General features: G+C 72.4%; 22 protein-coding genes, 1 tRNA gene and 1 other RNA gene. 6 read left to right on the top strand and 18 right to left on the bottom strand.

Features of this window, described 5'->3' with window-relative positions:
• Positions 1–61: 61 nt before the first annotated feature.
• Positions 62–134, bottom strand: a tRNA-Ala gene (locus ACFFHU_RS08760).
• Positions 135–259: 125 nt separating this feature from the next.
• Positions 260–850 carry a YqgE/AlgH family protein gene (locus ACFFHU_RS08765; protein WP_377337286.1) on the bottom strand — a complete coding sequence of 197 codons (591 nt, stop codon included), beginning with the start codon at positions 848–850 and terminating at the stop codon, positions 260–262.
• 183 nt (positions 851–1,033) lie between these two features.
• Here ACFFHU_RS08765 and ACFFHU_RS08770 point away from each other — a divergent pair, with 183 nt between their 5' ends.
• Together ACFFHU_RS08770 and mdlC are read left to right on the top strand one after the other, a co-directional pair.
• Entirely contained in the window at positions 1,034–1,837 is an 804-nt protein-coding gene (locus tag ACFFHU_RS08770) for an S-methyl-5'-thioadenosine phosphorylase (RefSeq protein ID WP_377337201.1), read from the top strand.
• A 61-nt stretch (positions 1,838–1,898) separates the two neighbouring features.
• Complete coding sequence (gene mdlC, locus ACFFHU_RS08775; protein WP_377337202.1) at positions 1,899–3,551, top strand: benzoylformate decarboxylase; 1,653 nt, start codon at positions 1,899–1,901, stop codon at positions 3,549–3,551.
• 33 nt (positions 3,552–3,584) lie between these two features.
• Here the strand turns inward: mdlC and ACFFHU_RS08780 are convergent, their stop codons facing one another.
• The 8 genes from ACFFHU_RS08780 to pruA form a co-directional block, all read right to left on the bottom strand.
• The gene (locus tag ACFFHU_RS08780) at positions 3,585–4,067 is read right to left on the bottom strand and encodes a hypothetical protein (RefSeq protein WP_377337203.1); all 483 of its coding nucleotides are present in this window, start codon (positions 4,065–4,067) and stop codon (positions 3,585–3,587) included.
• A 313-nt stretch (positions 4,068–4,380) separates the two neighbouring features.
• Positions 4,381–4,755: a transfer-messenger RNA gene (ssrA, locus tag ACFFHU_RS08785) on the bottom strand.
• A gap of 78 nt (positions 4,756–4,833) precedes the next feature.
• Positions 4,834–5,310 carry an SsrA-binding protein SmpB gene (smpB, locus tag ACFFHU_RS08790; protein ID WP_377337204.1) on the bottom strand — a complete coding sequence of 159 codons (477 nt, stop codon included), beginning with the start codon at positions 5,308–5,310 and terminating at the stop codon, positions 4,834–4,836.
• A gap of 332 nt (positions 5,311–5,642) precedes the next feature.
• Positions 5,643–6,518 (bottom strand): permease-like cell division protein FtsX, encoded by an 876-nt coding sequence (gene ftsX / locus ACFFHU_RS08795; RefSeq protein WP_377337205.1) that lies wholly within the window; start codon positions 6,516–6,518, stop codon positions 5,643–5,645.
• Between the two features lie 70 nt (positions 6,519–6,588).
• Positions 6,589–7,269 (bottom strand): cell division ATP-binding protein FtsE, encoded by a 681-nt coding sequence (gene ftsE / locus ACFFHU_RS08800; protein ID WP_377337206.1) that lies wholly within the window; start codon positions 7,267–7,269, stop codon positions 6,589–6,591.
• 118 nt (positions 7,270–7,387) lie between these two features.
• Complete coding sequence (gene prfB, locus ACFFHU_RS08805; protein WP_377337207.1) at positions 7,388–8,509, bottom strand: peptide chain release factor 2; 1,122 nt, start codon at positions 8,507–8,509, stop codon at positions 7,388–7,390.
• 77 nt (positions 8,510–8,586) lie between these two features.
• Entirely contained in the window at positions 8,587–9,102 is a 516-nt protein-coding gene (locus ACFFHU_RS08810) for a helix-turn-helix transcriptional regulator (RefSeq protein WP_377337208.1), read from the bottom strand.
• A 281-nt stretch (positions 9,103–9,383) separates the two neighbouring features.
• Complete coding sequence (gene pruA, locus ACFFHU_RS08815) at positions 9,384–11,012, bottom strand: L-glutamate gamma-semialdehyde dehydrogenase (RefSeq protein WP_377337210.1); 1,629 nt, start codon at positions 11,010–11,012, stop codon at positions 9,384–9,386.
• Positions 11,013–11,269: 257 nt separating this feature from the next.
• On the opposite strand from pruA, the gene ACFFHU_RS08820 reads away from it, so the two are divergent.
• Positions 11,270–12,337: a hypothetical protein gene (locus ACFFHU_RS08820; RefSeq protein ID WP_377337211.1), complete on the top strand. Its 1,068-nt coding sequence runs from the start codon at positions 11,270–11,272 to the stop codon at positions 12,335–12,337.
• A 79-nt stretch (positions 12,338–12,416) separates the two neighbouring features.
• Here ACFFHU_RS08820 and ACFFHU_RS08825 read toward each other — a convergent pair whose 3' ends face one another.
• Positions 12,417–12,914, bottom strand: a complete 498-nt coding sequence (locus ACFFHU_RS08825) for a DUF6912 family protein (RefSeq protein ID WP_377337212.1) — start codon at positions 12,912–12,914, stop codon at positions 12,417–12,419.
• A gap of 265 nt (positions 12,915–13,179) precedes the next feature.
• On the opposite strand from ACFFHU_RS08825, the gene ACFFHU_RS08830 reads away from it, so the two are divergent.
• Together ACFFHU_RS08830 and ACFFHU_RS08835 are read left to right on the top strand one after the other, a co-directional pair.
• Positions 13,180–13,407 carry a helix-turn-helix transcriptional regulator gene (locus ACFFHU_RS08830; RefSeq protein WP_377337213.1) on the top strand — a complete coding sequence of 76 codons (228 nt, stop codon included), beginning with the start codon at positions 13,180–13,182 and terminating at the stop codon, positions 13,405–13,407.
• Positions 13,408–13,570: 163 nt separating this feature from the next.
• The gene (locus tag ACFFHU_RS08835) at positions 13,571–14,344 is read left to right on the top strand and encodes an Rv3235 family protein (RefSeq protein ID WP_377337214.1); all 774 of its coding nucleotides are present in this window, start codon (positions 13,571–13,573) and stop codon (positions 14,342–14,344) included.
• Positions 14,345–14,709: 365 nt separating this feature from the next.
• Here the strand turns inward: ACFFHU_RS08835 and secA are convergent, their stop codons facing one another.
• Entirely contained in the window at positions 14,710–17,586 is a 2,877-nt protein-coding gene (gene secA, locus ACFFHU_RS08840) for a preprotein translocase subunit SecA (RefSeq protein ID WP_377337215.1), read from the bottom strand.
• 276 nt (positions 17,587–17,862) lie between these two features.
• Between secA and ACFFHU_RS08845 the strand changes: the two genes are divergently transcribed.
• Positions 17,863–19,047 (top strand): GNAT family N-acetyltransferase, encoded by a 1,185-nt coding sequence (locus tag ACFFHU_RS08845; RefSeq protein ID WP_377337216.1) that lies wholly within the window; start codon positions 17,863–17,865, stop codon positions 19,045–19,047.
• A 56-nt stretch (positions 19,048–19,103) separates the two neighbouring features.
• Here the strand turns inward: ACFFHU_RS08845 and hpf are convergent, their stop codons facing one another.
• The 6 genes from hpf to efeB form a co-directional block, all read right to left on the bottom strand.
• Positions 19,104–19,757 carry a ribosome hibernation-promoting factor, HPF/YfiA family gene (gene hpf, locus ACFFHU_RS08850; RefSeq protein ID WP_377337217.1) on the bottom strand — a complete coding sequence of 218 codons (654 nt, stop codon included), beginning with the start codon at positions 19,755–19,757 and terminating at the stop codon, positions 19,104–19,106.
• A gap of 258 nt (positions 19,758–20,015) precedes the next feature.
• Complete coding sequence (locus ACFFHU_RS08855) at positions 20,016–20,729, bottom strand: phosphoribosyltransferase family protein (protein WP_377337218.1); 714 nt, start codon at positions 20,727–20,729, stop codon at positions 20,016–20,018.
• A gap of 57 nt (positions 20,730–20,786) precedes the next feature.
• Positions 20,787–22,616, bottom strand: a complete 1,830-nt coding sequence (locus tag ACFFHU_RS08860) for an LpqB family beta-propeller domain-containing protein (RefSeq protein ID WP_377337219.1) — start codon at positions 22,614–22,616, stop codon at positions 20,787–20,789.
• Entirely contained in the window at positions 22,613–24,355 is a 1,743-nt protein-coding gene (gene mtrB / locus ACFFHU_RS08865) for an MtrAB system histidine kinase MtrB (protein WP_377337287.1), read from the bottom strand. The genes ACFFHU_RS08860 and mtrB overlap by 4 nt, the downstream gene beginning before the upstream one ends.
• A gap of 36 nt (positions 24,356–24,391) precedes the next feature.
• The gene (mtrA, locus tag ACFFHU_RS08870; RefSeq protein ID WP_377337220.1) at positions 24,392–25,081 is read right to left on the bottom strand and encodes an MtrAB system response regulator MtrA; all 690 of its coding nucleotides are present in this window, start codon (positions 25,079–25,081) and stop codon (positions 24,392–24,394) included.
• 88 nt (positions 25,082–25,169) lie between these two features.
• Positions 25,170–26,444, bottom strand: a complete 1,275-nt coding sequence (efeB, locus tag ACFFHU_RS08875; RefSeq protein ID WP_377337221.1) for an iron uptake transporter deferrochelatase/peroxidase subunit — start codon at positions 26,442–26,444, stop codon at positions 25,170–25,172.
• Between the last annotated feature and the right edge of the window lie 16 nt (positions 26,445–26,460).

Raw genomic sequence — 26,460 nt, forward strand, 5'->3', positions numbered from 1 at the left:
CGAAGGCCGGGGCCCGGTCGATGATCATCGACCAGACCGCCGGCCCGGATCCTGCTCGGGGTGGAGCCGAGGGGACTCGAACCCCTGACCCCCACACTGCCAGTGTGGTGCGCTACCAGCTGCGCCACGGCCCCCGGTGGTGCCGGCCCGGTCTCCCGGGCACTCGCGAAATAATACACACGCCGGCCGGGGCATCCCAGCGGGGCCACCCCGCCGCGCGGGTCGGCCGGGCGCGGGCGGACCGCCGCGCGGTGCCCGGTCAGTTCAGGGCCACGTCGGGGGGGAAGTGCGCCACCGCGGCCATGATCCCGCCCTGCCGGCGCAGGACCATCTGCCACAGGTCGTCCGGCCGGTCGATGAACGGGTCGCCGGGCAACGCGTCCAGGACGAACCACGACCCCGCCGAGATCTCGTGCTCGACCTGCCCGGGTTCCCACCCGGAGTAGCCGGCGAAGACCCGGATCCCGAGGACGCTGGCCCGCAGCCGGTCCGGGTCCACCGAGAGGTCGACCGTGCCCACGGCGCCGGAGATCCGGTTGAACCCCTTCACCCGCTGCGCGGGGGTGCGCATCCGGGCCAGGCAGATCGCCGACTCCGGCTGCACCGGCCCGCCCTCGAACAGCACCGACGGTTCCCCGGCGAGTTCACCCCATTCCCCGAGAACGTCGGAGACCGGCACCTCGGTCGCGCGGTTGAGGACCACCCCGAGCGCGCCGCCGGCCTCGTGCGCCACGAGGAGCACGACGGTACGGTCGAAGTTCGGATCCTTCAGAGTCGGCGTCGCGACCAGCAGCTGCCCGGTCATCGACTCCATGGACCGACCACCGATCGCCTGCCCTTCTGAATGCATGCCAGCCACCCGCCATCCCCGCGCCAGGTTGGCGCCGAGCGCCCCGGACGCGGGGGTGCGTCCGGCGATCAGCCGTGCGATCGACGCCATGCTCCGCACCATAGCCTGCGGCACAGGCGCTGGTTAAGGTCTGTCAGGCCGGCGCGGCCGAGCAATACCAACAGCAACGGGAGGATGGGACCTGTGCGGCAGACGGCGGAACTGGCGGTAATCGGGGGCTCGGGCCTGTACGCGCTGCTCGACGACGTACGGGAGCGCCCGGTGGACACTCCGTACGGGTCGCCGTCGGATCCGGTGATGCTGGCCGAGATCGGCGGCCGGCGGATCGCGTTCCTGCCGCGGCACGGCCGGGACCACCGCTACCCGCCGCACCGCATCCCGTACCGGGCGAACCTGTGGGCGCTGCGCTCGTTGGGCGTACGGCAGATCCTCGCGCCGTGCGCGGTCGGCGGGCTGCGGCCGGAGCTGGGCCCCGGCACCTTCGTGCTGCCGGACCAGCTCGTGGACCGGACCAGCGGGCGGGCGCAGACCTACTACGACCGCGGCGCCGTGCACGTGCCGTTCGCGGATCCGTACTGCCCGGTGGGCCGCCGCACGGTGCGGGAAACCGCCGACGCGCAGGCGGTGTCCGTCCGGGACGGTGGCACGATGGTCGTGGTCGAGGGCCCGCGATTCTCCACCCGCGCCGAGTCCGCCTGGTACGCCGGCATGGGCGGTTCGGTCGTCAACATGACAGGGCATCCGGAGGCCGTGCTCGCCCGCGAGCTGGCGCTGTGTTACACCGCCATCGCCCTGGTGACCGACTACGACGCGGGCGTGCAGGCCGGCGAGGGCGTCACCCAGGAAGACGTCTTCAAGGTGTTCGCCGAGAACATCGCCACCCTGCGTGACCTGCTGTTACGCGCGATCGTCGCGCTTCCCGAGGAGCGCGACTGCCCGTGCTCGCACAGCCTCGACGGCATCGTGCTGCCGATCGAGCTGCCCTGATCCGCTTCGCGTTTGGCCGCGATCCGGCTCGCCGGTCCCGCGAATGCGGCAGGCTCGGACCATGGCCACGGTGCTGGAGTCGACGTACGACCTGCTGCGCGACCTCGAACTGACGACGATGTTCGGCAACCCCGGCTCGACCGAGGAACCGTTCCTGCGCGACTTCCCGGCCGACTTCCGGTACGTCCTCGCCCTCCAGGAGGCGTCGGCCGTGGCCATGGCCGACGGCTACGCGCAGACCACCGGGCGGCCCGCGCACGTCAACCTGCACACCGCGCCGGGCGTGGGCAACGGGATGGGCAACCTGGTCACCGCCTGGCACAACAAGACGCCACTGATCGTCACGGCCGGCCAGCAGACCCGGGCCATGCTGCTCACCGAGCCGCGCCTGGCCAGCCCCCGGGCGGTCGAGCTGGCCCAGCCGTACGTCAAGTGGAGTCACGAGCCGACCAGGGCGCAGGACATTCCGGCGGCCCTGCTGCGGGCGTACGCCGCCGCGGTGCAGCCACCGGCCGGCCCGGTCCTGCTCTCGCTGCCGATGGACGACTGGCGGCAGCCGGCCGGTGCGCCGCCGCCGCGCCGGCGGGTGAGCACCCGCGTCGCCGCCGAACCCGACCGGCTGCGCGAGGTGGCCGGCGCCCTGTCGGCGAGCCGGAATCCGGCCCTGGTGCTGGGCGGCGCGGTGGACCGCAGCGACGGCTGGGACGCGGCCGTGGCGCTCGCCGAGCGGCTCCGCGCCCCCGTCTGGTGCGCGCCGTCCCCCGAGCGGGTCGGTTTCCCGGAGGATCACCCGCAGTTCCGTGGCGTGCTGCCGTTCGCGATCGCTCCGCTGGCCGAGCGACTGGCCGGGCACGATCTGGTGCTGGTCATCGGCGCCCCGGTGTTCCGCTACTACCCGTACGTCCCGGGTGAGTACGTTCCGGCCGGCACCCGGCTCGTACACATCACCGACGACCCGAACGAGGCCGCTCGGGCGCCGGTCGGAGACAGCATCCTGGGCGACGCCCGGCTGGCCTGCGCCGCGCTGACCGACCTGCTCCCCCCGGCCGACCGCCGGGGGTCCGATGGCCGACCCGGGCCCGCCGCGGCCGAGCCCGCCCAGCCCGCCGCGCCCGAGCCCACCCAGCCCGCCGCGGCCGACCCCGCCGCGCCCGGCGCGCCGGTGCGACCCGAGGCGCTCTTCGACGCGCTCGCCCGGCTCTGGCCGGCGGACGGCGTGCTGGTGGCCGAGACGCCGTCCAACGTCCAGGCGCTGCGCCGCCGCCTGCCCATCACCCGACCCCGGTCCTACTTCGCCGCCGCGAGCGGCGGGCTCGGCTTCGGGCTGCCCGCGGGCGTGGGCGTCGCGCTGGGCGAACGCGACACCGGTCGTGGCCGGCCGGTGGTCGCGGTGGTCGGCGACGGCTCGTTCCACTATTCGGTGCAGGCCCTCTGGACGGCCGCCCGGCTGCGCCTGCCGCTCGTCGTGCTGGTGCCGGTCAACCAGCAGTACGGAATCCTGAAGGCGTTCGCGGCGCACGAGGACACCCCGGGCGTACCCGGTCTCGACCTGCCGGGCCTGGACCTGCTGTCCATCGCCCGCGGCTACGGCTGCGCCACGGCCACGCTGGAATCGCCGGACGCGTTGGCCGACGCGCTGCCCGCGGCGCTCGGCGCGGCCGGTCCGACCGTCCTGGCCGCTCCGATCAGCAGGGACGTCTCGGCGATCCGCTGAGCAGGCCGTCGGGGTCGCGGCCGCGCGCCGGCGTCAGGTCTCGCCGCCAATGTCGATCTGGTACGCCTGATAGACCAGGTCCGCGCCGCGCTGCCGATGCCGGGACAGCTCCCGGAGCAGGTCACCACCCCAGCAACGGATCTGGTCGATGGTCGTCTCCGGGTGGTCCAGCCGGGCGCGCAGCGCGGTGATCGAGTCGAGCACGACCGCGTGCTCGCGGATCAGCACGTGCACCCCGCGGGTCAGCCGGGGAGCGTGGTCGAGCAGCTCCGCGTACAGGCCGTCGTGGCCCTCGGTCATCACCATGTGCTCGCCGAAGGCGCGCCCGAGGGCCCCGACCCGGGCGGCCACCCGCTGCCGCCACCGGGGATCACCGGCCGGCACCGCGAGGGCGCGCTCGACGCCCTGCATGTCGGCCAGCAGGGTGAGCCGGTGGGCCCGGGCGGCCCGCAGGGACGGCCCCTGCGGGCCGGATGGAGACCTGGAGACGGGGGGACGGGCCGGAATGGTCGCCATGACGCACCTCCTCGCGCGCCGGTCATGTGAGGAGATGGTGCGGCTCCGCGGGCCGCGCGTCCAGAGGCCGTTCGCCCCGAATTCGAGGGTTCGCCCGTTCCGGGGTCCCACGGGCCCCACCGGTCACTCCGGTCCCGGCCGGGTCCGGCCGGGTCCAGCCGACGACCGCGAGTTCGGCGAAGTCGGGGGGTCCGGGCGACGCGGACACCCCAAGAGCGGCGTTCTTGTCTTGACCTTGCGGCGCAGCCGTCCGGCGAGCGGGCGCGGAAACGGCGGCGGCCCCGTCCCGTGATGGGACGGGGCCGCCGCCGACTGGTGGAGGTGCCGGGAATCGAACCCGGGTCCTTCGCCGCCTTGTCAGGGCTTCTCCGAGCGCAGCTCGCTGTGCCTCTCTCGGCCCCACCGATCACGCGAGCGAGTCGGTGTGACGGGCCCAGTCGCTGATTGATCTCGCCGCACGGACCCCGCGACCGGGTCCGATTGGCCAGCCCTCTAGCTGATGCCGGCTAACTGGGTCGAAGGCACTCCCAGGCCGACAGACTAGCTACTCGCCTCAGGCGGCGAGAGCGTAGTCAGCGCGATTAACCTTGGCGCTTATAGGTTTCCGACGACCGATTATCGAGACGACGTCGGCTTCCTCGGCTCGCTTCCCCTGCCGCAACGCACGAAGTCGAAACCAGTCACCCCCTAGACGTGGCCGACAACCTCGGCCACCCCAAGTCTAACGCCCAACCACCAGGACTTCATCCCGGCCACCACCGTGACGTCAGCGCATGCCTTTGCCCCGGCGACCCACCACCCGGGCGATTTCCCGATCGGCGTCCCGCTTGGCGAGGTCCTGCCGCTTGTCGTACGACTTCTTGCCGCGGGCCAGGCCGATCTCGACCTTGGCCCAGCCGTCGGAGAAGTAGACCTGCAGCGGCACCAGGGTGAGCCCGCTCTCCCGCAGCTTGCCGAGCAGCCGGTCGATCTCGATCCGGTTCAGCAGCAGCTTGCGGGTGCGCCGCGGCTCGTGGTTGGTCCACGTGCCCTGGGTGTACTCGGGGATGTGCATGGAGTGCAGATACAGCTCGCCGTTGCGCTCCTGCGCGAACGCGTCGACCAGGGACGCCCGGCCGGCCCGCAGCGACTTCACCTCGGTGCCGGTGAGCGCCATGCCGGCCTCGTACGTGTCGAGGATGGCGTAGTCGTGGCGCGCCTTCTTGTTGGAGGCGACAACCTTCCGCCCCTTCTCCCGCGGCACCCACACCACCCCCCAACCAAGATCACACGCACCCAGCCGAGCCACCCTACCCGGCCACCCCAACCAACCGAACAAATAAACAACCCCGCCCAGCCCCAAAAGCTTCCCACCCCGGGTCACCCCTGAAGCCAGCACCGAGGGCGTGGTGGCCGGCCCCACCCCCGCCGGAAGATCGACCAAGGGGCCGCCGCTCCGACGGACATCGAGCCGGACGGGGTTTCCGCCGGGCCCGCCCACGTCGGGATCAAGCCTGACCGCCCAGAGTGGGCGGGCCCGGCGGAAACCCCTGGCGGCGCGGACCCGGCAGGAAAGCCAACCAGCCCGAGGCAGCGCTACACCCGGAGGTAGAACCGGAGCGTGATCCAGGCGGTGACCGCGCTGACCAGGCAGCCGACGCCGGCCATCACCGGGAACATCAGCAGCACGCTGCTCCACTCGATCTGGGTGAGCAGGTTGGTGAGGTCGTGCAGCGACCCGTCCAACAGCAGCCCCTTGAAGATCGCCAGCAGGCCGAAGGCAAGGAGCGAACCGATCAGGCCCGCCACCACCGCCTCCAGCACGAATGGCGCCTGGATGAACCAGTTCGACGCGCCGACGAGTTTCATCACGGCGACCTCGCGCCGTTTGCTGTACGCGGCCACCTGGATGGTGTTCGCCACCAGCAGCAGCGCGGCCAGCGCCATCAACGCCGCGGCGCCGAGCGCGAGGTTCCGGACCGAGCCGAGAATCTTGAAGACCTTGTCGAGCAGCTTGCGCTGGTCGATGATCTGGTCGACCCCGGCCGTGCCCTTGTACTTGTCGTAGATCTGGGTGAACTGCTCGGGGTTCTTGAGCCGCACCCGGAACGACTCCGGCAGCTGGTTCTCGTTCACGGCGCCGACCAGGTCGGGGGCGTCCCGGTACATGTCCTTGAACTTCGTGTACGCCTCGCCGCGGGACTCGAAGATGTAGTCCTTGACCAGGGGGTCGCTCGCCAGCTTGGTCTTGATGCCGTCCTTCTGTTCCTGAGTCGCGTCCTGGTTCAGGAACATGGCGACTTCGATCTTGCTGTAGTAGAAGTCCTTCATGCTGTTGACCTGAAGGAACATCAGGCCGCTGGCACCCAGCATGGTCAGCGACACCGCCATCGTGATGATCATCGCGATCGTCATGGTGACGTTGCGCCAGAGTCCGACGAGCACCTCGGACATGACGTACTTCAAGCGCATCGGGGGGTTCCTTCCGGATCTCCGCAGAGGATCGTTCGTGGTCGAAGCGGGGGGCGGTGCGGCCAGCGGCTCAGCCGTAGACGCCGCGGGCCTGGTCGCGCACGATCCGCCCGCTCTCGATCTCGATGACGCGCCGACGCATCTGGTTCACGATGTTCGAGTCGTGCGTGACCATGACCACGGTGGTGCCGGTCCGGTTGATCCGGTCGAGCAGCCGCATGATCTCGATCGACGTGTCGGGGTCCAGGTTTCCGGTCGGCTCGTCCGCCAGCAGGATCAGCGGCCGGTTGACGAAGGCCCGCGCCACCGCCACCCGCTGCTGCTCACCACCGGAGAGCTCGTGCGGGTACCGGTGCTCCTTGCCGCCGAGGCCGACGAGCTCGAGAACCTCCGGCACGACCCGGCGGGCGACCGCCTTGGTCTTGCCGATCACCTCCAGGGCGAAGGCCACGTTCTCGTACGCGGTGCGGTTGGGCAGCAGGCGGAAGTCCTGGAAGACGCAGCCGATCGAGCGGCGGAAGTGGGGGATCTTCCACGAACGCATCGAGGTGACATCGCGGCTGTTGACGACGACCTTGCCCTTGTTGGGCGTGACCTCGTGCAGCAGCAGCTTGATGATCGTGGACTTGCCAGAACCTGATGGACCGATGAAGAAGACGAACTCACCCTTCTCGATCCCAACCGACACGTTGTCCAGCGAGGGGCGGGACGCCTTCGGGTACGTCTTCGTCACTTGCTCGAGCTGAATCACGGGTGGTGAGTCTACGCGGTGTAACGGAAACGCCAAGTCCGGTGCCCGGTCGCTGCCCGATGTTGTCAGCTAGGCGAAATTTGTCGTCCTCATCGAACCGTGCGGCGCGACGAGTCGGTCACCCGGCGTCAACGGCGAGCTGCTGCTGCTTGCGCCACCGGATGCCCGCCTCGATGAAGCTGTCCAGTTCGCCGTCGAAGACCGAGCTCGGATTGCCCGTTTCCTGCTCGGTGCGCAGATCCTTCACCATCTGGTACGGGTGCAGGACGTACGAGCGCATCTGGTCCCCCCACGAGCCCGCCGCGTCGGTCCGCAGGCCCTCCAGCTTGGCCTGCTCCTCCTGGCGCTTGCGCTCCAGCAGCCGGGACTGCAGCACCCGCATCGCCGAGGCCTTGTTCTGCAACTGCGACTTCTCGTTCTGGCAGGTGACCACGATGCCGGTCGGGATGTGCGTGAGCCGCACCGCCGAGTCGGTGGTGTTCACGCTCTGGCCGCCCGGCCCGGAGGACCGGTAGACGTCGACCCGGATCTCGTTCTCGGGGATGTCGATGTGGTCGGTCTGCTCGGTGACCGGCAGCACCTCGACCCCGGCGAAGCTGGTCTGCCGCCGGCCCTGGTTGTCGAAGGGGCTGATCCGCACCAACCGGTGGGTGCCGGACTCGACACTGAGCGTGCCGTACGCGTAGGGCACCTTCACCGCGAAGGTGGCGGACTTGAGGCCGGCCTCCTCCGCGTACGAGGTCTCGTACACCTCGGTCGGATAGCCGTGCCGCTCCGCCCAGCGCAGGTACATCCGCAGCAGCATCTCGGCGAAGTCGGCCGCGTCCACCCCGCCGGCGCCGGCCCGGATGGCCACCAGCGCCTCCCGGGAGTCGTACTCCCCGGAGAGCAGGGTGCGGACCTCCATCTCCTCGATGGCCTTGGCCAGCCGGGTGAGCTCGGTCTCCACCTCGGCCAGCGTGCCCGCGTCGTCCTCGGCCTGGGCCAGGTCCAGCAGCACCCGGGCGTCGTCCAGCCGGCTGCGCAGGCTCTCCAGCTTGGCGATCTCACCATTGACGTACGACAGCCGCGAGGTCACCTCCTGCGCCCGGCCCTGGTCGTCCCAGAGATCGGGGGCGGAGGCCTCCTGCTCCAGGGCGGCCTTGTCCTGGCGGAGCTTGTCGAGGTCGAGGACGGCCTCGATGTTCCGCAGCGTGGCGTCGAGGTCCCGGAGCTGGTCGGAGATGTCGGCAGGTGTCACAACCATCAACAATACGTGCCCGCGCGTCGAACCCGGTCACCCGGCATGGCGGGTGGGGGGCCGGGTTGTGTCGACGGTCACCGGGTCGGGGCGCTCTTCAGCCAGGACAGGGCGGCCTTGTGGTATTGAACGGCGAACTCCAGCGCGGCGGCGCCGTACTGGTCGCCGGACTTCTTGGCGTCCTTGGCCTGCTCGCGCGCCGCAGCCAGCGCCTCGGCGTGGTAGTCGTTGGCGCTCTCATAGAGCGACTTGAGCTGGTTGGCCGAGTGCTGGGGGCCGAACGCCACCCGCAGGGCGGTCGGGTTGCGCAGCGTGTCCCGGCCGGGGTTCTCGTTCAGCCAGCGGGAGAAGACCCGCTTGCCGGACGCGGTGATCGCGTACGGCTGGCTGGACCGGGGGCCCGGCCTGCCGAGCCGGACGTAGCCCTGGTCGGCCAGCACCGGAAGCTCGCGGTAGACCTGGCTGCGGGTCATCGACCAGTACGGGGCGAGCCGGCGCTCGGCGGCCGCCATCAACTGGCCGCCGGTCATCGGTCCCTCGTGGAGCAGCCCGAGCAGTGCCGCGGCCGTCGGGTTGATTGCTGTTTCCGCCATGGCCTCTACGCTGCCACTTTGTGGACCCGGCGTCCAGGATTTGGCCTGATCCGCCCGATCTGCTCTCCACAGTGCACTGTCTGCGGGCGACTGTCGGTTGAGGACTATCGATGTCTCGGCGCCGGGTGCGACCGGCGCTCGAACCCAGCCGGCAACGGATCTTCGTACTCTAGGCTATTTTTCGGTCAAACGGGCCGTAACGGCGCGATAAGCCTCCACACCGTGAAGCAGCGGCGCCCGCGGCCGGTTCCGGCCGCGGGCGCCCTCATGATCGTCGTGCCTCAGCCCATGTGCGGGTACGTGTGGTCCGTCGCCGGCACGAACGTCTCCTTGATCGTCCGCGGCGACGTCCAGCGCACCAGGTTGTGCCAGGAGCCGGCCTTGTCGTTGGTGCCGCTGGCCCGGGCGCCGCCGAACGGCTGCTGCCCGACGACCGCCCCGGTCGGCTTGTCGTTGATGTAGTAGTTGCCCGCGGCGTACCGGAGCTGCTCGCTCACCTCGTCGATCACCCGCCGGTCGGTGGCGAAGATCGACCCGGTCAGCGCGTACGGCGCCACCGACTCGGCCTGCGCGACGGTCTCGGTGAACCGGGCGTCGTCGAAGACGTGCACCCCGAGGATCGGCCCGAAGTATTCGGTGGTGAACGACTCGTGCGCCGCGTCGGTGCTCTCGAACAGCGTCGGGCGGACGAACCAGCCCTCGGAGTCGTCAGCCGTGCCGCCGGCCAGGATCCGGCAGGCCGGGTCGTTGGAGATCATGTCCAGCGCCGCCGTGTGCCGGGCGAACGCCTTGGCGTCGATGACCGCGCCGCCGAAGTTGGTGAAGTCGGTGACGTCGCCGTACCGCAGCGAGTCGGCGGTGGCGGCCAGCCGGTCGCGCAGGCCGCCCTCCCACAGCGACCGCGGGACGTACGCCCGGGACGCGGCCGAACACTTCTGCCCCTGGTACTCGTAGGCCCCTCGGATCAGCGCCGTGTGCAGGGCGTCCACGTCGGCGCTGGGGTGCGCCACCACGAAGTCCTTGCCGCCGGTCTCGCCGACCAGCCGCGGGTAGCCGCGGTAGCGGTCGATGTTGTCGCCGACCGTCCGCCACAGCTGCTGGAAGACCTTGGTCGAACCGGTGAAGTGGATGCCGGCCAGGTCCGGGTCGGCCAGCGCGACGTCGGAGACCTCCTCGCCGCGCCCGGTCACCATGTTGATCACACCGGGCGGCAGGCCGGCCGCCTCGAACAGCCGCATCGTGAAGTGCGCGGCGAGCTGCTGGGTGGGCGCCGGCTTCCACACCACGGTGTTGCCGAGCAGGGCCGGGGCCGAGGGCAGGTTGCCGGCGATGGCCGTGAAGTTGAACGGCGTGATCGCGTAGACGAACCCCTCGAGCGGCCGGTGATCGAACCGGTTCCACACGCCGGGCGAGGAGGCCGGCTGCTCGGCCAGCAGCCGCCGGGCGAACGCGACGTTGAAGCGGAGGAAGTCGATCAGCTCGCAGGCCGAGTCGATCTCGGCCTGGATGGCCGTCTTCGACTGGCCCAGCATGGTGGCCGCGTTGAGGGTGTCCCGCCAGGGGCCGGCGAGCAGGTCGGCGGCGCGCAGGAAGACGGCCGCGCGGTCGGCGAACGGCAGCGCCCGCCAGCCCGGCGCCGCCTCCTTGGCGGCCCGTACGGCCGCCTCGGCGTCGGCATGCGTGGCGTGCCCGGTGATTCCCAGCACATGCGCGTGCCGGTGCGGCTGCACCACGTCGATCCGGTCCCCGCCGGCCATCCGGGTCTCGCCGGCGATGGTCATCGGCAGGTCGATCCGGTCGGCGGACAGCTCCTCGATGCGCCGTTGCAGGCGCTTCCGCTCGGCGCTGCCGGGCGCGTAGTCGTGGACCGGCTCGTTGCGCGGCTCGGGTACGGAGAAGACGGCGTCCATTCCAGCTCCAGGCGATCTCGGCTGCGGTGGCGAAATCGGACCCGCCGGCCCCGGTCGGATGAACCGGGCACCGTACGCCGCGCGTGGTGGTCGTGCCGCCTCGCGCGACGGGCGGGACCTTCGCCAATCCTCCCACGCCCACCCGGCCGGCCCACAGTCCAGCGGGTTCGGCCCACAGTCCAGCGGGTCCGGCGCCCAGCGGCACCGCGTACCCTCGGCGGGTAGACATCCGCGCGGAACCGCCGCAGAGGGAGACGATGAGCACGAAGCCCGGCAGCTCCGAGACCGCCCACACGGCCGGCGGATCCGGTACGGCGCCCGGCGCGCCCGCGCTGGCGCTGCTGGCGATCGCCTGGCTCACCGCCATGCTCTGGTCGACGCACGTGGCCATGTCGGCCAACGGCGGCACCACGGCGATCTTTTCGGCCGCGTACGCGCTGCCCGGCGTCATCTCGGCGAGCCTGGTGTCCGGCGCGGCCGTGGGCCTCCTGGTGGTCGACCTGCTGGCCCGCCGCGGGATCCGCCGGCCCTGGCCACGGACGCTCGGGGCCGTCGGCGCGGGCGTGCTGGTGGGCCTGGTCGCCGCCGTGACGGTGAGCCTGGGCAACGGGGACGACTCGGTGGTGGCCGTGCTCGCCGGGACGGTGGCGGCGGCCACGGTCATCGGCGGCGCGGTGGCCGCGCTGCGCACGCCGCTGGTGGGCGCCGTCGTGACAGCGGCGCTGGCCGTCTCGGCCGCCACGTTCGCGCTGAGCTACTTCCAGCGGGAGATCACCGGGCTGTACGGGTCGGACGACAGCATCACCTCCCAGCTGACCGCGCTGACCTGGTTCTCCCGCACCCTCTCGGTGGTCTGCGGGCTGGTGGCCGGGCTGACCGCGTACCGGTATCTCAGCCTCGCGGACCGGCGGGCCGCCGCCGGCGATCCCGGGCACCGGCCGGCGCGCTGGCCGGGCTATCTGGCCGCCGGGGCCGGTCCGGGCGCCTTCCTGCTGATCGCCGAGGTGCTCATCTGGACCGCCGGCGGCCGGCTGCTCCGGCTCGCCGGCCAGCTGAGCGAGGCGGACCGGGCCGCGCAGGGCCTGCTGGGCGGGTCCCGGGTGGTGCACGGGCTCAGCGTGCTGTTCCTCGGCGCCCTGGTCTCGATGATCGCCTTCGGCCGCACCCTCCGGCCCGCCGCCGAGGCCGAGACCGAGGATCCGCCGCCGGCCCCCCGCCGCCGGCCCGCGCCGCCGCGCGACCGGGCCGAACCCGCCGCCCAGCCGCCGTCCCGCGACCCCGACCGGAACACCGAGTGGGAAGCCATGAGCCGGGACGAAGTGTAAGGAAGGGCCCCTTGTTATCGCTTTCGGTATAGGAAGGGCCCCTTCTTAACGCCTGCCGGAGCGCGGGGCCCGGCCCGGCTCAGAGGAGCGTGTCGAGCTCCGAGACGTCGTACCACTCCAGCTCGTGGTCCTCGACCGTGTCCACCGTGAACTGAGCGTCCGGGTCACCGGCCAGCGCCGCCTCCGCCACCTCGGCCGCGGCCGCCACGTCGGCCGCGGCGTCCGCGCCGTCCACGTGGATGGCCGCCACCGCGGCGAGCGGCACGGGACCGGTCAGCCGCACGGCGCTGTCGCCCAGCTCGCCTCCGGCCGGGCGGGCCGCGCCGGGCGGCAGGTCGGCCGAGATGACCACCCGACGGCGGGGCGCGCCGGGATCGGCCCGCAGCAGCCGCAGCGCCTCCTGGGCGGCCCGGGTGAAGGCGACGTACTCGAGCTCCTCCTCGTCGCCCTCGGCGTACCACTCGCGCAGCCCGGGCGTGACGGCGTGGCCGGCCGACACCGCCAGCTGCCCGCCGCGCAGCGTGACCAGCAACGGCACCGTGGCCGGCACGTACACCCGGACGGGTTGATCCGTCATCGCCATCGTCTCCGCTCGCCATCTCGGGCGGCCGGGCCGGCCGCACGCCGATCATGCCCGGCCTCGCTCCCGTCATACACCCCGGGGCACCGGAGGGCCCGACCGGCGCGCCGGGGCCGCCATCGCGCCGGTGCCGACATCGCGCCGGGCGCCCGGCGGCGGGCGGCGGTGCTGCGGCGCGCCCGGCGGCTTCCGGTCGGGCCGTGTCATCATCGGAGGCGAACGGTGGCAAACTGAGCCAACGACCACCACCGGGAGAGCGCCAGTGGAGCCGAGGTTCCTGTTGTTGTCCGACGTCGCGGCCGAACTGAACGTCTCGGACTCGCAGGTGTACCACATGGTACGCAGCGGCGAGCTGCCCGCCATCAAGATCGGTGGCCGTGGTCAGTGGCGGGTGGAACGGGCGCGGCTGGAGGAGTACATCCAGCACAAGTACGCCGAGACGGCCGACTGGGTGCGGCACAACCCGCTCACGGAGCGCGAGTCCGAGTAGGCCCCGAACCCCACCCACTCCCCGGCGACGACGGACCGCCGCGCGCAGGGACGAACACGCGACGTCTCCGCCCGCCCGCCGGCCCGCGCCGGGGCATTGACCTAACCGGATCCCCGGGCGAAACTTGATGCTGTCGGAGGCAAACGAAAGCAAACGCAAGATCATGGCTGAGGTGGTCGAGATGGCGCCGGCACGGACGACGACCCGAACCCGAGCGGCCGTACGGGTGCGCCCGGTCCCGCCGCTCGACCCGCCCTTCGAGGACGAGTCCCTGCCGTACGCCTGGTGGCGCGAACCGCCCGGCCAGCTCGCCCTGGACCTCGGCGCGGCCGGACGGAACGCCGGCCCGCGGCCGGGAGCCGGGCGGCCGCGCAACACCGCGTCCGGACAACGGGTCGGCGCGGCCGGTCACCGGGGCGCGACTGCGGCCTCCGCTGGCACGCCGCCGCCGGCAGGCGCGGTGAGCGTCCGCGGGGCCGGGGCGGGGGTCACGACATCCCTGGCCCCCGCCCCCGCCACTGCGGGTGGACCGGCCGCTGCGGGCGGGACGCCCGGCACGGGCGGGTCGCCCGGCGCGGGCACCATGGGGGCGAGCCAGGAGGCGCGCCGGGCGGCCCGGCACGTGCTCGGTTCCTGCCTGGAGATCCTCGACGGCCACCGACCGATCGGGCACGTGCGCCGGCTCTGCGCCCCCACGGCCGTGCTCACCCTGACCGACTGCCTCACCGCGGCGACCCGACGGCTGGCCCACCCGGCCAACCCGTCGGGCCGCCGGTACGCTCCGCTGCGGATTCGCGCGGTACGGGTCTGCGAGCCGGCGCCCGGCGTCGCGGAGGTGGCCGCCGTGCTGGGCCGGGGCGACCGCAGCTGGGCCATGGCCCTGCGGCTGGAGCGGCGCGCCGGGCGGTGGCTCAGCGCCACCATCGACCTGCTCTGAGTCCGGCCGGGATCCTGGCAGCTCCGGTAGCCGGGCCGGCCGAATCGAAGGCGACGCCCCCCGTCCAGCCAGGCCGGCACCGCGGGCCGGACCGGGCCCTCACCCCGGTCCGACACGAAACGGCCCCGGCCCGCTCAAGCCGACACCGGGGGGCCGGATCGTGCCCTCCCGGCCCGGACACCGGAACGGCCCCGGCCCGCTCAAGCCGGCACCGTGGGGCCGGATCGCGCCTTCCCGGCCCGGACCACCAGGACGGCCCCGGCCCGCTCAAGCCGGCACCGTGGGGCCGGATCGTGCGCTCCCGGCCCGGACACCGGAACGGCCCCGGCCCGCTCAGGCGGGTCGGGGCCGTATCGGGGCGTGCGTCAGTTGGGGGTCGGCGCCCCGTGGCAGCGCTTGTACTTGCGGCCGGACCCGCAGGGGCACGGCGCGTTGCGGGACGGGCCGTTGCTGGCCGCGGCCGTACCCACCGGCGCGGGCTGGACGGCCCGCCGGTTGGTGGGCGGCGGCACGGGCGCATCGCCGCCGAGCCCGAGCGCCGGGGCCTGGGGCTGCGGCTCGGCGCGGCGGACACCCGCCCCACCGGGCCCGCCGGCCGGCGCCTCGGGGCCGTCGAGGGTGGGCGCCGAGTATTGCAGGCCCTGGCTGCGCGGGGCCTGGTTCAGGCCCTTGGCCCGGATCTCCACCGGCTGGTCGAGGAGCTTGACCTCCTCGGCCGGCGCCGGCTCCGGCTCCTCCACCTGGACCTCGAGGTTGTAGAGGAAACCGACGGTCTCCTCCTTGATCCCGTCCATCATGGTGGCGAACATGTCGAAGCCCTCGCGCTGGTACTCGACCACCGGGTCGCGCTGGGCGTACGCCCGCAGGCTGATGCCCTCCTGGAGGTAGTCCATCTCGTACAGGTGCTCGCGCCACTTCCGGTCGATCACCTGGAGCAGGACCATCCGCTCGAGCTGGCGCATGGCCTCGCTGCCCAGCTCCTCCTCCCGTCGCGCGTACGCGGCGTGCGCGTCCTCCTTGATGCGCTCCAGCAGGAAGTCGGCGTCCATGCTGTTGCGCTCGCCGCCGGCCTCCTCCTCGACGTCCTCGATGGTCACGCCGATCGGGTACAGCTGCTTGAGGCTGGACCAGAGCTGCTCGAGGTCCCAATCCTCCGGGTATCCCTCCGAGGTGGCGCCGGTGACGTACGCGCCGACCACGTCGTCGATCATGTCCTGGACCTGCCCGTGCAGGTCCTCGCCGTCGAGCACCCGCTTGCGCTCGGCGTAGATCACCTTGCGCTGCTTGTTCATGACCTCGTCGTATTTGAGGACGTTCTTGCGGATCTCGGCGTTCTGGCCCTCGATCTGGGCCTGGGCGCTCTTGATCTGCCGGGTCACCATCTTGGACTCGATGGGGACGTCCTCGGGGATGTTGAACCGCTCCATCACGGCCTCGACGGCGCCGGCCCGGAACCGCCGCATCAGCTCGTCCTGGAGCGACAGGTAGAACCGCGACTCGCCGGGGTCACCCTGCCGGCCGGACCGGCCGCGCAGCTGGTTGTCGATCCGGCGCGACTCGTGCCGCTCGGTGCCCAGCACGTAGAGGCCGCCGACCTCGGTGACCTCGTCGGCCTCGGCGTCGCAGGCCTCCTTCCACTTGGGCAGGACCTCCTCGAGCGCCTTGACGTAGTCGTCGCCGTGCTCGATCGGGTCCAGCCCGCGCTGCCGCAGCTCGCTGGCGGCCAGGAACTCCGGGTTGCCGCCCAGCAGGATGTCCGTACCGCGGCCGGCCATGTTGGTCGCCACCGTGACCGCGCCCTTGCGGCCGGCCTGCGCGACGATCTCGGCCTCCTTGGCGTGGAACTTGGCGTTCAGCACCGAGTGCGGGATGCCGCGGCGGCGCAGCAGCTGCGAGAGCACCTCGGAGTTCTCCACCGACACGGTGCCGACCAGCACCGGCTGGCCCAGGTTGTGCCGCTCGGCGATGTCCTCGACGACCGCGTTGAACTTGGCCTTCTCGGTCTTGTAGATCACGTCGGGCCGGTCGGCCCGGACCATCGGCCGGTGCGTCGGGATGGTCACGACGCCGACGTTGTAGACCTTGTTGAACTCGCCGGCCTCGGTCTGCGCCGTACCGGTCATTCCGGAAAGCTTCTCGTAGAGCCGGAAGTAGTTCTGCAGGGTGATCGTGGCAAGAGTCTGGTTCTCCTGCTTGATCTCCACGCCCTCCTTGGCCTCGATGGCCTGGTGCATGCCCTCGTTGTAGCGGCGGCCGTGCAGGATGCGCCCGGTGAACTCGTCGACGATCAGGACCTCGCCCTCGTTGACGATGTAGTCCTTGTCGCGCTTGTAGAGCTCCTTGGCCTTGATGGCGTTGTTGAGGTAGCCCACCAGCGGGGTGTTCACCGACTCGTAGAGGTTGTCGATGCCCAACCGGTCCTCGACCTTGGTCACGCCGCGTTCGGTGATCGCCACGGTCCGCTTGGAGTAGTCGACCTCGTAGTCGCCCTCGCCGTCCTTGCCGGGCTGGAGCCGGTCGACCACGCGGGCGAACTCGCTGTACCACCGCGCGGAGTGCTCGGCCGGACCGGAGATGATCAGCGGGGTCCGGGCCTCGTCGATGAGGATGGAGTCGACCTCGTCGACCACCGCGAAGTTGTGGCCCCGCTGGACCAGGTCGTCGGCCGACCAGGCCATGTTGTCGCGCAGGTAGTCGAAGCCGAACTCGTTGTTCGTCCCGTAGGTGATGTCGCACTCGTAGGCGGCCCGGTGCTCGGCGGCGGGCCGGTTGGGCAGGATCACCCCGACCGTGAGGCCGAGGAACTCGTGCACCCGGCCCATCCACTCGGCATCGCGCTGGGCCAGGTAGTCGTTGACGGTGACCACGTGCACGCCGTTGCCGGAGAGCGCGTTGAGGTAGACCGCCATGACCGAGGTCAGCGTCTTGCCCTCACCGGTCTTCATCTCGGCGATGTTGCCGAAGTGCAGCGCCGCGCCGCCCATCACCTGGACGTCGTACGGGCGCTGGCCGAGCACCCGGGAGGCCGCCTCGCGGGTCACCGCGAACGCCTCGGGCAGCAGGTCGTCGAGGGTCTCGCCGTCGGCCAGCCGCGCACGGAACTGGTCGGTCATCCCCCGCAGCTCGGCGTCGGTCAGGTCGACATAGTCGTCCTCGATCGAGTTGACGGCAGCCGCGATGGCCTTGAGCCGACGCAACATCCGACCCTCGCCGGCGCGAAGGACCTTTTCCAGAATCGACACGGATCAACGCTCCCTAGAGTCTCTGCCAATCCATCGTAGGCGCTCCGCCGGGGCGGCGGTCAGCCCCGCCGGGCAGTCGGATCCGGCGAACCCGACATTCCGCCCCGATCGGCGCCCCGCACCGGACCATTCGGGTTACGCCCAGCGCGAATCCGCCCCGGTTGATCATCAAGTTGACCGGACGGATGATCTCCATTCCGCCGGTTGACTTCATGATCAACACGGCGACTGGGAATCCGGTACGGGCCGGCGGCGGGTGTGGGTGAGGATGGGCGGATGGAGCCCCCGGAGATCATCGAGGCCGGGCTGACGCTGCGCGGTTGGCTGCCCACGGATGCCCCGGACGTGCTGCGGGCCTGCCAGGATCCGCAGATCCAGCGCTGGACCACCGTTCCTGCGCCGTACCGGCCGGAGGATGCCCACGGGTTCGTCGCCGAGTCCGCGCCCGCGGCCTGGGCGGGCGGGACGGGAGCGCCGTTCGCGGTCTGCGCTGCGGACACCGGCGAATTGCTCGGCGCCTGCTCGATGATGAGCATCAGCCGGCGTGGGCGCTCCGCCGAAGTCGGCTACTGGACCGCGCCCTGGGCGCGGGGTCGGGGCGTGGCGGTCCGGGCCACCCGGGCAATCTCCCGGTGGGCCTTCGAGACGCTCGGCGTCCGTCGGCTGGTCTGGCAGGCCGAGGTGGGCAACCACGCGTCCCGGCTGGTGGCGCTGCGGTCCGGGTTCCGGGTCGACGGCCGGCTCCGGCTGGTGGCGCCGCACGCGGGCGGCACCGACGACGGCTGGGTGGGCTCGCTGCTCCCCGGCGAGGTGCCGCCGCCCGACGCGCCGGCCGACGGCCGGGACGGCCCGTACGGGCCGGGCTCACTGACCGCCCGCCGCGCGGCCGTGTTCGGCCGCTCGCAGCCGGAGCTGTTCGCCGCGGCCCCGGGCGGCGAACTGCGCCTGCGACAGCTCGCCGAGCAGGACCTGGACGGAATCGTTGCCGCCTGCCGGGATGCGGAGACGATCCGCTGGACGACGGTGCCCGATCCATACAGCCGGGCACACGCCGAGGACTTCGTACGTCGAAAGGCTGTTGCCGCCTGGCGCGACGGCACGGCCGCCTACTTCGCGGTGACCGACCGGTGGAACGACTATCTGGGTTCCATCGACCTACGGATCCGCCCGACCGATCCGCAGACGGGCACGGTGGGCTTCATGATGCGGCCCGAGGCGCGCGGCCGGGGCCACCTGCCGGCCGCGCTGGCCGCGCTCGCGGCCTGGGGCTTCACCTCGCTCGACCTGGCCCGCATCGAGTGGCAGGCACACGTCGGGAACGCGGCGTCGCGCCGCGCGGCCGAGAAGGTGGGCTTCCGGTTCGAGGGCACCCAGCGGGCCGCGCTGGCCCACCGGGGACACCGGGTCGACGCCTGGACCGCCAGCCTCCTTCCCGAGGACCTGCTCGACGGGCCGTCCTAGTTAAGAAGGGCCCCTTCCTATACAGAAAGCGATAAGAAGGGGCCCTTCCTTGCACGTCAGGAGGCGAGGGCGATGATGCCGTAGTCGTAGGCCCGGCGCCGGTAGACGACCTTGGGCAGGCCCGATTCCTTGTCCAGGAACAGGTAGAAGTTGTGGCCGACGAGCTCCATGTTGTGCAGCGCGTCGTCGACGGTCATCGGCTCGGCCGGATGCACCTTTTCCCGGGCGATGTGCCACGGCTGGTCGTCGTACTCGTAGTCGGATCCCGGCTCGGCCTCGGCCGTGAGGGTGGCGGTCCCGCCGGACCGGCCGTTGCCGTTCGCCGCGACCGGCGTCGACGTGTCGAAGTCGGCGACCCGCAGGCCGGCCGTGGCGGCCGCGACCGAGACCGGCGCGCGGCGGCCGCGGTGCACCCGCCGCCGATCGGCGGCGCGGCGCAGGCGGGCATCGAGCTTGGCGATGGCGCAGTCCAGCGCCGCGTAGAAGTCCTTGGCGCACGCCTCGGCGCGCACGACGGGGCCGCGGGAGACGCAGGTTATCTCCACGCGCTGGCAGTTGTCCGACTGTCGCGGATTGCGTTCGTGAAAGAGCTCGACATCGATCCGGATGAGCTTGTGGTCGTAACGTTCAATCTTCGCGAGCTTCTCGGCGACGTGCGTCCGGTAGTGATCCGGCACTTCGACGTTGCGACCCTTGACCACGATATCCACGCGTGACCTCCAGACGTGCGGATGGTCTGCAAAGAGAAAATCCGGTCGCCAGAAGACCCCCTGGGCTTCCCATTCGGCGGCGACCGGTCAACTGCGGTTGCGCCTCCTCCCAGCCCCGGGGATGTGGGTTGGGCTCGTCCTTCCCCGGTTGAAAAGACGCTAACCTCTGTTCGCCCCCCAGTCACCCCCAGTTGCCAAGACCCTTTCGAGAACTTTTGCGGGAAGCGCACGATTAGGTGAAATGGGCAGCACGCAGAGTCACGCTCGGCCCCGTCGGACCGTCGCGGCGAGCACCGCCGCGGCATCTACTGTCACGTCGCAATCGTTGAGCAACTTGGCAATTGCCGCGATACTCGACCCGGTGGTGACGATGTCGTCCACCACTACCACGGCGTGACCGGCCACCACCCTCGGTAACCGACTGACGCTCATCGGACGGAGCCGGAAGCCCGCCGCGGCGGCCTCGGCCCGCCCGGCCGCGTCCAGCTCCGCGGAGTCCGGCCGGGGCAGCGCGCGCACCGGCCGGGCCACCGTCACCGGCCAGCCGGCCGCGCGCAGCCGACGCACGGCGGGCCGGACGATCCGGGTCAGGTGGTCGCCGTGCCGGGCCCGCGCCGCGCGCATCGTCGTGGGGACCGGCACCAGCACCGTCGGGCGCGGGCTCCGGACCGCCGCGGCCACCACCTCGGCCAGCAGGAACCCGAGCGGTCTGCCCAGACCGTGCCGCCCCCGTTCCTTGTACGCCAGCAGCACCTCCCGGAGCGCGCCGGCGTACCCGCCCAGCGCCGTGCAGGGCGGCAGGCCGGCCGGCGCCGGGCTGGGACGCACCGGTCCCGGGCGCAGCCCGTCCAGCAGGGCCGCGCAGCCGGCGCAGACGCCGGACCTCAGCGGGGCGCCGGCGGCCCGGCAGCCCGCGCACGCGGCCGGCAGGACGAGATCGGTCAGCGCGCCCAGCAGCTGGTCCGTGCGCATCGGTCCTCCGGGCGGGCGGTCGTGACGCTGGTCGGCGGAAGGGGTCGCCAGCGGCGGTCAGTAGAGGAAGAACGGCGCCCGCGGGACGGCGCCCGCGATGGCGTCGCCCACGACGTCGCCGGCCGGGATGCGGACGTTGTTGGAGAACCGGTTGGCCCAGCCCTGCCCGTTCACCTCGTACATGTACCGGCTCACCAGGGACGAGGACAGCGGGTTCTCCGGGTATGCGGTCATCCGGGTCACCGGGGCGCCGGCCGTGAGCAGCTGGCCGATGCTCACCGCGCCGTCGATCGAAATCTGGTCGATGGTCCCGCTCTGTCCGGCCCGGGTGCCGGCCACCACCAGGTCGTTCTCGCCCACCCAGTCGAGCGCGGTCGGCGAGCTGAGCGAGCTGGGGACCTGGCGGGCGTCGCCGAGGGTCAGCGCGGCGCCGTCGACGGTGAGCGGCACGACGGACACCGCGCCGCCCACGATCACGGCGAGCCGGCGGCCGTCCAGCGCGGCGGCCACCGCGGTCACCGCGCCGCTCGTGGCCGGCACCGGGACGGCGGTGAGCCGCCCGTCGACGCCAAACCGGTACAGCCTGCCGGCCGCCACCACGAGCCCGAGCGGGTGGGCCGGGTCCGGGCCCTTGAGCCAGACCGGGCGGCTCATCGAGGCGTACGTGCTCTGGCTGGTGTGCTTCAGCTCGACCTGACCCGGCCCGAGCCCGGTGGCCAGCCGGTACCGCCCGGCGGTGCCGGTGACCACGGCCACCGCCACCCCGGCGCCGACCCGCAGCACGCCGGCCGAGTCGATGCCCCGGTTCTGCTCGGGCCGAACCGGCACGGCCGGGGGCGGCTGTTCGGCGGGCGCCCCGGACAGCGCCCGGATCTGGCCGTTGTAGACGCAGAACCGCTGTTCGTGTCCGTCCAGGGCGTACAGCGGGAACAGCCGGCGCCGCTCGTCGGCCAGCACGGGCGGCCGGCTCGAGTTGCGGAGCCGGAGCTGGAACTGGCTGGCCCCGAGGTCCCGCATCGACCAGGCCAGCTGGGTCTCCAGCTGGCGCAGCTGGCCCTCCTGGGCGTCGCCGCCGGTGGTGGCCGAGATGTTGATGCTGAGCACGTCGTCGCTCTCGGCCACGTTGCCGGTCAGCCGCAGCCCGTCGGGAAGCGGTTGGGCCGCCGGGCGCAGCCAGTCCGCGGGCCCGTCGTTCAACCAGCCGGCCACCTCGGTGGCCCGCCGCTCGGCCGGGACGGTCCGGGGCAGGTAACGCTGTTCGGGCACCAGCGCGGCGCCGTCGGCGCTCCAGAAGTAGACCGACCGGGCCTGGTAGTAGTTGGACAGCGCCTCGGTGCTCATCACCAGGCCGGGCGGTGGGTTCTCGATGGCCAGTTGCGTCGCGTCGGCCCGGCTCGGATCGTCCCGGGCGACCCGGATGAGCGTGAAGGTGTACGACGTCGGCGCGCCGGCCGGAGGTGGCGCGATGGTCCCGTCGGCGTCCAGCACGCCGACCGGCAGCACCGGCACCTTCACCTGGATGCCGTTGGGGCCACCCTGCACGTCCTCGGGGATCAACTGGGTCGGCCGGACAACCATGATCTTGACCTCGCCGGGCGGCTTGCTGCGGTGCCTCCCCGGGGCCAGGTAACCGTTGACCCGGTCGTACACGGCCGTCGTGCCGGCCTCGCCCGCGGGGGCCAGCAGGAAGTTGTGGACGAACTCCCCCGGCACCGTCGTGTCCTTCGCGCCCGGCGGCTCCGCGTCGTCGCCGCCGGCCGTGCCGGCCAACGGGGGCGGACCCGGGCCGTCCACCTTGACGTCGGTGTCGGCGGGGATGCCGCAGCCCGCGATGCCGGCGCCGAGCGCCAGCGCGGCGACCAGGGCCACCAGCCGCCGGCGCGTCACGGCCGCGCCTCCGCCCGGTCGGGCCTGGGCGCCGGATCCGGCGCCGGGCCGATGGCCAGGGCGCCGCCGCTGCCCGGGCCGACGGCCAGCCGCTGGCTGCCCACCGGCGGCGGGGCCAGCACCTCGGCGTCCACCGGCACGAGCCGCAGCGGCGAGGAGGTCAGCCGGTCGCCGGCCCGGGCCGGCAGGGTGAGCCGGAACTGGGCGCCCTGCCCGGAGCCGCCCCACGCCTCCAGCCAGCCGCCGTGCAGCCGCGCGTCCTCCAGGCTGATCGACAGGCCGAGCCCGGTCCCGCCGGTCTGCCGGGCCCGGGACGGGTCGGCCCGCCAGAAGCGGTTGAAGACCAGCTTCTCCTCGCCGGGCTTCAGCCCGACCCCGCGGTCCCGGACGGTGACCGCCACAGCCGTCTCGTCGGCGCCGAGCACCACGTACACCGGCCGCCCCTCGCCGTGCTCGACCGCGTTGCCGACGAGATTGCGCAGCACCCGCTCCACCCGGCGCGGATCCACCTCGGCGATCACGGGCGCCTCCGGCACGCTCACCTCGACCGGTACGCCCACCCGCTCGGCCAGCCCGGTCAGCTGATCGACCACCCGCAGCACGATCGGGGCCAGATCGGTGGGCTCGACGTCCAGCACCGCGAAGCCGGCGTCGAACCGGCTGATCTCCAGCAGGTCGGTGAGCAGGCTCTCGAACCGGTCCAGCTCGGCCTGGAGCAGCTCGGCGCTGCGCGCCACGGCCGGATCGAACTCCTCGCGCTCGGAGAAGATCAGGTCGGCGGCCATCCGTACGGTGGTCAGCGGCGTCCGCAGCTCGTGCGAGACGTCCGAGGTGAACCGCCGCTGCAACCGGGACATCTCCTCGAGCCGGACGATCTGCCGTTGCAGGTTGGTGGCCATCTGGTTGAACGACGCCGCGAGCAGGGCGAGGTCGTCCTCGCCGTTCACCACCATCCGCTGGTCGAGCAGCCCGGCCGAGAGCCGCTGCGCCGTCCTGGCCGCCACCCGGACCGGCTTGACCACGAGCCGGGTGACCAGCGCGGCCAGCAGGCCGAGCAGCAGCACCAGGGCCGCGCCGGTGGCCAGCACCGTGGTGCGGGCCTGCCCGGCGATCTCGTCCTGCCGGGTCAGCGGGACCAGGTAGTAGAGCTCCAGCTGGCCGAAGCGGGTCCGCACCGGCGAGCCGTAGACGAGGTATTTGGTGGTCGGCCCGCCGCCCAGCGAGCCGGTGCGGATCTGCGACGCGACGTTGCCGGCGTCGACGCTGCGGCGCAGGTCCTGGCTCAGCATCGGCTCGAACCGCACCTGCGGCGAGGACTGCGCGACGATCAACGACGGGAAGCTGTCGGCGGTGATCACCACGACGACGCCGCTCGTACCCTGCGGTCCGCCGAAGGCCAGGTAGTCGACCGTCTCGGCGATCGTGGCGCTCAGCTTCGGCTCGTACGCGCGGGTGTGCACCCCGATCTGGCCGGTGGCGTAGTCCCGGCCGTTGGCCAGCCGGTCCCGTACGTCCGCCGTGGCGTTGTCCAGGAGGATGTTGGTGATCTTGTCGGCCACCAGGTAGGCGAAGCCGCCCACCAGCAGGCTGGACGCCACCAGGGTGATCGTCACCACCCGGAACTGCAACGACCGCCGCCACGTCCCGTGCAGCTGCCCGGCCACGGTCAGGCCGCGCCGCAGCACGCCGCGCCGGAACTCCCGGACGGCCGCCCGGGCTCGGGCGGCCGCCGGCGACATGGTGATCGAGGGCCTGGTCAGCACAGTGCTCCCAGGCTATCCGGTGCCCGCCTTGTAGCCCACGCCCCGAACGGTAAGGATGATCTCGGGTCGCTCGGGATCGGGTTCGATCTTGGCCCGCAGCCGCTGCACGTGCACGTTGACCAGCCGGGTGTCCGCGGCGTGCCGGTAGCCCCAGACCTGCTCGAGCAGCACCTCCCGGGTGAACACCTGCCGAGGCTTGCGGGCCAGCGCCACCAGCAGGTCGAACTCCAGCGGGGTGAGCTTGACCTCCTCGCCGTTGCGGCTCACCGTGTGCGCCGGAACGTCGATGGTGATCTGGTTGCCGGGCGGCCCGATGGCCAGCATCTCCGGCGCGGCGTCCTCGCCCCGGCGCAGCCGGGCGCGCATCCGGGCGACCAGTTCCTTGGGCTTGAACGGCTTGACCACATAGTCGTCGGCGCCGGACTCCAGCCCCAGGACCACGTCGACGGTGTCGCTCTTGGCGGTGAGCATCACGATCGGCACCCCGGACTCGGTGCGGATCGCCCTGGCCACGTCGATGCCGCTCATGCCGGGCAGCATCAGGTCGAGCAGCACGATGTCCGGCCGGCCCTCCCGGAAGGCGGCGAGGGCGCGCTCGCCGTCGGCCACGAACGAGGGTAGGAACCCCTCGCTGCGCAGCACGATGCCAAGCATCTCCGCCAACGCGGGATCATCATCGACCACCAGGACCCGGGCTCTCATGGCTCCAATATTTGCATCCCGGCCGGCCGACCCGCTGACCCGGACCACCGCCCCGCCGCCGCAAGCTCCGCCGAGCCGATCCGGCAGGTCAGCGGAAGAGCGCGGCGCCGAAGAAGTCCGCCGCGTCCCGGACGCCGGGCGGGCAGGCGAAGATGGCGCTGGAGACGTGCCGCAGGTACTCGTTCATGGCGTCATTGCGGGACAACCGGGTCTGGATGGGCACGAACTGCCGCCGCGGGTCCCGCTGGTACGCCATGAAGAACAGGCCGGCGTCGAGCCGCCCCAACCCGTCCGAGCCGTCCACGAAGTTGTAGCCCCGCCGCAGCAGCCGGGCCCCGCCGTTGGTGTCCGGGTGGGCCAGCCGGACGTGCGAGTCGACCGGGATCACCGGCTGCCCGTCGTCCCCGGTCGCCGCGAAGTCCGGCTCGTCGAACTCGGCGGTCCGCCCCAGCGGCGCGCCGGCGCCCTTCGTACGGCCGACCACCGCCTCCTGCTCGGCCAGCGAGCTGCGGTCCCAGGTCTCCACCGTCATCCGGATCTTGCGGGTGACCAGGTACGAGCCGCCGGTCATCCAGTCCGGCCCGTCGCCCGGCAAGACCCAGAGGTGGTCGCGGAGCAGGTCGGTGTCCTCGGCCTTGAGGTTGGCCGTGCCGTCCTTGAAGCCGAAGAGGTTGCGCGGGGTGGCCTGGTCCCGGGAGGTGGAGGAGGTGCGCCCGAAGCCCAGCTGGGACCAGCGCACCGAGACCACACCCATCCCGATCCGGGCCAGGTTGCGGATGGCGTGCACGGCCACCTGGGGGTCGTTGGCGCACGCCTGCACGCACAGGTCGCCGCCGGAGATCTCCGGCCGCAACGCGTCGCCGGCGAACCGGGGCAGCTCGGCCAGCGCCGCCGGCCGCCGGGCGGCGAGCCCGAACCGGTCCCGCCCGGACGCGTCCCGGAACAGGGTCGGCCCGAAGCCGACCGTGATGGTGAGCCCGGACGGCGGCAGGCCCAGCGCCTCCCCGGTGTCGTCCGGGGGCGCCTCGGGGATGCCGTTGACCGCGCCGATCGTTCCGGCGTCACGGCCGGCGGTCATCCGGGCCGCGGCGGCGGTCCACTGCCGCAACATCTCCACCAGCCGGTCGCGGTCCCTGGTCAGCACGTCGAACGCCACGAAGTGCAGCCGGTCCTGCGCCGGGGTCACGATGCCGGCCTGGTTGGCGCCGTGGAACGGCACCGCGCCGGTGGCCGCGCCGTCCTCCCGGTCGTGGGTCTGCGCGTACGCCATCGCGCCGACCCCGCCGGCCGCGCCGGCCACCCCGGCCGCGCCGACGCCGGCCAGGGCGATGGCCCGGCGCCGGGTGATCCTCCGGATGCCCATCCCGACCCTCCCGTCC

Source organism: Plantactinospora siamensis (genome assembly GCF_042434095.1).
In the GTDB taxonomy this organism is placed as follows: Bacteria; Actinomycetota; Actinomycetes; order Mycobacteriales; family Micromonosporaceae; genus KBS50.